Origin of the sequence: Daejeonella sp., from assembly GCF_046590655.1 — a bacterium.
Classification (GTDB): Bacteria; Bacteroidota; Bacteroidia; order Sphingobacteriales; family Sphingobacteriaceae; genus Daejeonella.
Genome location: NZ_JBKJUM010000092.1, coordinates 1 through 3973 on the forward strand (window position 1 = coordinate 1; position 3973 = coordinate 3973).

The window sequence follows — 3973 nt, forward strand, 5'->3', positions numbered from 1 at the left end:
ATAATCCGGGTAAGTGCCGGTGATCGCGTTGACCAGGATTTGCTTCAAAGCCAGGTTATAACTCGTGGTGTGCCCCTGCTTGATTTTGCTGAAACCAGCTTCCACCTGCAATTTCACAGGCCGAAGAAAACGTACAGCTAAAGCAAATTTTGCCTGCTGTTCCAGTTGCTTCTGGGTTTTAGGTTTATTACTAATTCTCAGAATCCCCTTGATGTAATTGATATCACGCCAGTTCGATCCAATAAAACTCCCGGCTTTGCCGGAGAAGGCTCCACCATCACTGAAGCCACTTAGGGGAAAAATAATAAAGTAATGGAACCAATGAAAATTTTCGGGTAATGAACACCTGAAATGCAGTATAGTAGTCTGGTTGATTGGAAAAGCAATATTTATCGGTATCCGACGAGTAAAAATATAACTCCTTGATTTTCTTGCAAATACAGAAAAAATATAATTATATTTAATATAAGTTAAATTACTTTTTTTCAAACCAAACCAATTAACAAAATGAAAAAATTATTGTTTCTTATGATGATTATACCTCTGGGAGGTGTATTCAGTCAGACCAAAACTCTGTATTCCGTAGGCATGATGCAACCCAAGATTGGACAAACCCTGGCGTTCGAGTCGGCATGGAAAACTCATTTAACCAAATTTCATAATGGCGAAAGTAAGCGACAGGTTTATGAAATTATCAGCGGTGACAATGCCGGCTGCTACCAACTGGTAGAAGGTCCTATCGGCTTTGCAGATATGGATATGGAATCGCCTGATGAAAAAACACACAATCTTGATATTTACACAACCATTTCGCCGAAAATCGCAATGGAGAAATTAGGAAACACTTACCGATGGATCGATACATTAAGCCGCAATTACAGTGATCTGACTGCATCAAAATTTATGCAGACAAATTATTATGTTAAACCGGGCATGATGCCTGATTTAATGAAAGAAATTCGTAGAGGAGTCATTATAAACGATGAAATAAAAAACCCTGCAATTTCCAGAGCATACGTATTAACCAATGCGGGTTCAAAACCAGTACTTGTGATAAGAACGGCCCTGAAGGAGGGTTTTAAGCAATTGGAGCCCGGCTATTTACCTTCAACAACCGCTGCGTTTAAAACGGCCTATATCAATAAATATGGTCAGGCTGAATGGGATAAAATGAGAGGTTCAACCACCGCTGTCTATAACCATGTTAATGAAACGGAGACCATGCTGGTAAAACACAGACCAGATTTAAGCTCACCAATAAAGTAAGTTGATAATATTGTTTTCCAATCCCCTGGATTGAATCCAGGGGACTACTTAAATATATTGATGAAGGTATACCCGGACCTGGAAAAGGGCGTATTATTCTATCTGTATTCATCGTCCTATGCAACTAGGGAGTTTTCTCATTCGCCTTAAAATTGGTTGAAGATAATACCATGAAATAGAATAAGAAAATATGGTTGGAAACTGCGAAGAAAACTATCGAACATTTAGAGCCCCCCTGTGAAGGGGACAGTAAAACAAAGCAAGAAAATTTGCTTATGAAACGATCACTTCTTCTACTGGTGCTAGCTTCATTGCTGTGCCTGACCAACAGTCAAGCACAAACAAGCGCAAAGGTTAGGGGATAGCCTAAAGGTCCTACTGCAAAAAGAAAATCAGGATACCAGCAGGGTAAGACTGTTAGACGAACTTGCCTTTTCTTATTATGAGTCTAAACCGGATACGGCCATACTTTTGGAACTGGAAGCCCTGGAGCTTTCCCGACGGATCGGATTCGTCAAAGGCGAGGCTGTTGCTTTGAGCAGAATGGGTACGATCTATGTTGTTTTGGGCAATACTACAAAATCAATGGAACTTTTTGTACAGGCGCAGAAATTAAATGAAAAAATAAAAAGCCCCAGTGGCATAGCAGAAAGCCTTAATAATATAGGAGGCATTTATAAAAGTTAGGGACAATTTCAGCAGGCGATCGGGTATTATTTGAAAGCAAAAAAAATCATTGACAAACTAAACCTTAAAAAAGAAATTGCCAGAAGCTTTAACAATCTTGGGCAATGTTATTTGGCGCTAAATCAGTATGATTCTGCAAGGGTCTATGCTCAACAGGCTTACGAAGTAGCTAGTAAGATCAACTATCACCGCCAAACCGGATTTGCGTTAAATTCAATGGGAAATATTTATTCAAGAACAGGACAATTTAAGCTTGCTCTTGAATATTACCGTCTAAGCATACCTTTTTGCAAACTGTCGGAAAACAATGTGACTTTGGGTTCTACATTTTTAGGCATAGCCAGATTGTTTCAAAAGGAAGGACAACTGGATTCAACCCTGCATTATGCAAAGCAGGCATTTGGAATTGCCAGTACGGCTGGTTTTACAGCTAGAGAGGCCAGTAATCTCCTCTATTCTTTTTATAAGAAAAGAGGAAATGCAGATAGCGCCTTATTCTACCTTGAAATAGCCAAAGTAGCTAATGATTCTACATTCAGTCGGGAAAGATCCAATCAACTTCAGAGCATGATTTATGACGAGAAATCCCGGCAACAAACAATGGAGGAAGAAAGAAGACATAATCTTCAATTTACAGCTCTGGCTATTGGCCTGATTACTTTCATCATCTTATTTTTCGCCCTGAGCCGAAGTATTATAGTCAAAACAAAGTTTATAGAGTTTTTTGGTGTACTGGGTTTGCTGGCTGTATTCGAATTCATCAATCTGTTTATTCATCCTTACCTGGCGCATCTGACAAATGATTCTCCGGTTTTAATGCTGGGTGTGTTGATTGCTATAGGAGCCCTGTTAATTCCGCTGCATCATAAACTCGAGAAATGGATCACCAAGATAATGGTCGAGAAGAATAAAAAAATACGGTTAGATGCAGCAAGGAAAACTATTGCAAGTCTGGAGCCCGCCTTCGCTGAAACTACTCCGGCTAATACTAAATAGAATCTTTAAAGATTATGAAAAAAATAATTCTGCTTTTTTTAATTAATTTCTTTTTCCTGACAACAGTGGATGCTCAAACACAGGTTAAGGATAGTCTTAAACTATTACTTCAAAAAGAAAAAACCGACACCGGGCGTGTTTTACTTTTGGCCGATCTGGGTTTCGAATATATGGGATCAAAACAAGATACAATTATGGTGCTGGCTTTAGAAGGCTTGTCACTATCTCGCCGCATAGGTTTTATAAAAGGCGAAGCTGTAAGTTTGAATAGAATTGGTAATGCCTTTAATGGTTTTGGTAATTATCCCAAGGCAATGGAATCCTTTCTTAAGGCGTTGAAAATTAATGAAAAGATAAAAAATACGGATGGTATACAAAGAAATCTTAATAATATAGGAGTAGTCCATTTATCACAAGAAGATTACCAGCGTGCCTTGGCATATTTATTTAAATCTAAGGAGTTAGCAGAAAAAAACAATAATAAAAGATCTATCTCTATTTCACTCGGTTATATTGGGCTAGCTTATTTAAATCTAAAAAAAATTGACTCTGCAAGGCTTTACACGCAACAAGCGCATGATGTAGCATATGAGATCCATTTTCCCAGGATAATTGGCAGTTCACTAACCACTTTGGGAGGCATACATTCTCAAACAGGACAAAACAAACTGGCACTGGAATATTACCGGCTAAGTGCTCCTTATTCAGAAAGAGCGGAAAATTTTGCAGATCTAAGCAACACCTATCTGGGTATGGCAAAATTGTTTAAAAAAATCGACAGAATGATTCTAGTCTTATTTATGCAAAAAAATCTTTTCTAATTGTAAAGAAACGAGGTCTCACAAAACCCATTCTTGCCGCCAGTAGCTTCCTGGCAACCTTTTATAGAAAAAACCGAAATTTGGACAGCCTGTTTTTTTACCAGGATGTAGCTAAATCTGCTTACGATTCTTTATTCAGTCAGCAGAAAACCATGCAACTTCAAAGTATTGGCTTTGAAGAAAGACTCAGACAACAAGAAATC

4 protein-coding genes and 1 pseudogene are annotated in these 3973 nt (G+C 38.4%); 4 read left to right on the forward strand and 1 reads right to left on the reverse strand.

All coding sequences use genetic code 11. The annotated features are described in order from the left end of the window. Positions 1 to 489, reverse strand: a 489-nt coding sequence (locus ACLL8Z_RS08900; RefSeq protein ID WP_411274424.1) for a DUF6266 family protein, incomplete at its 3' end; no start/stop codon positions are given. 18 nt (positions 490 to 507) lie between these two features. On the opposite strand from ACLL8Z_RS08900, the gene ACLL8Z_RS08905 reads away from it, so the two are divergent. From ACLL8Z_RS08905 to ACLL8Z_RS08920, 4 genes and pseudogenes are all read left to right on the forward strand, one after another. Continuing rightward, positions 508 to 1266: a hypothetical protein gene (locus ACLL8Z_RS08905; protein ID WP_411274425.1), complete on the forward strand. Its 759-nt coding sequence runs from the start codon at positions 508 to 510 to the stop codon at positions 1264 to 1266. Positions 1267 to 1737: 471 nt separating this feature from the next. Continuing rightward, positions 1738 to 1953, forward strand: a complete 216-nt coding sequence (locus tag ACLL8Z_RS08910) for a hypothetical protein (RefSeq protein WP_411274426.1) — start codon at positions 1738 to 1740, stop codon at positions 1951 to 1953. Positions 1954 to 1965: 12 nt separating this feature from the next. After that, a pseudogene (locus ACLL8Z_RS08915) lies at positions 1966 to 2949 on the forward strand (tetratricopeptide repeat protein); the annotation flags it as partial. Positions 2950 to 2963: 14 nt separating this feature from the next. Continuing rightward, positions 2964 to 3770 (forward strand): tetratricopeptide repeat protein, encoded by an 807-nt coding sequence (locus ACLL8Z_RS08920; RefSeq protein ID WP_411274427.1) that lies wholly within the window; start codon positions 2964 to 2966, stop codon positions 3768 to 3770. Positions 3771 to 3973: the final 203 nt, after the last annotated feature.

What these genes read in the sequence shown, in the direction of transcription:
- ACLL8Z_RS08905 (WP_411274425.1), top strand. Translation starts at nt 508, where the DNA reads ATGAAAAAATTATTGTTTCTTATGATGATTATACCTCTGGGAGGTGTA.
- ACLL8Z_RS08920 (WP_411274427.1), top strand. Translation starts at nt 2,964, where the DNA reads ATGAAAAAAATAATTCTGCTTTTTTTAATTAATTTCTTTTTCCTGACA.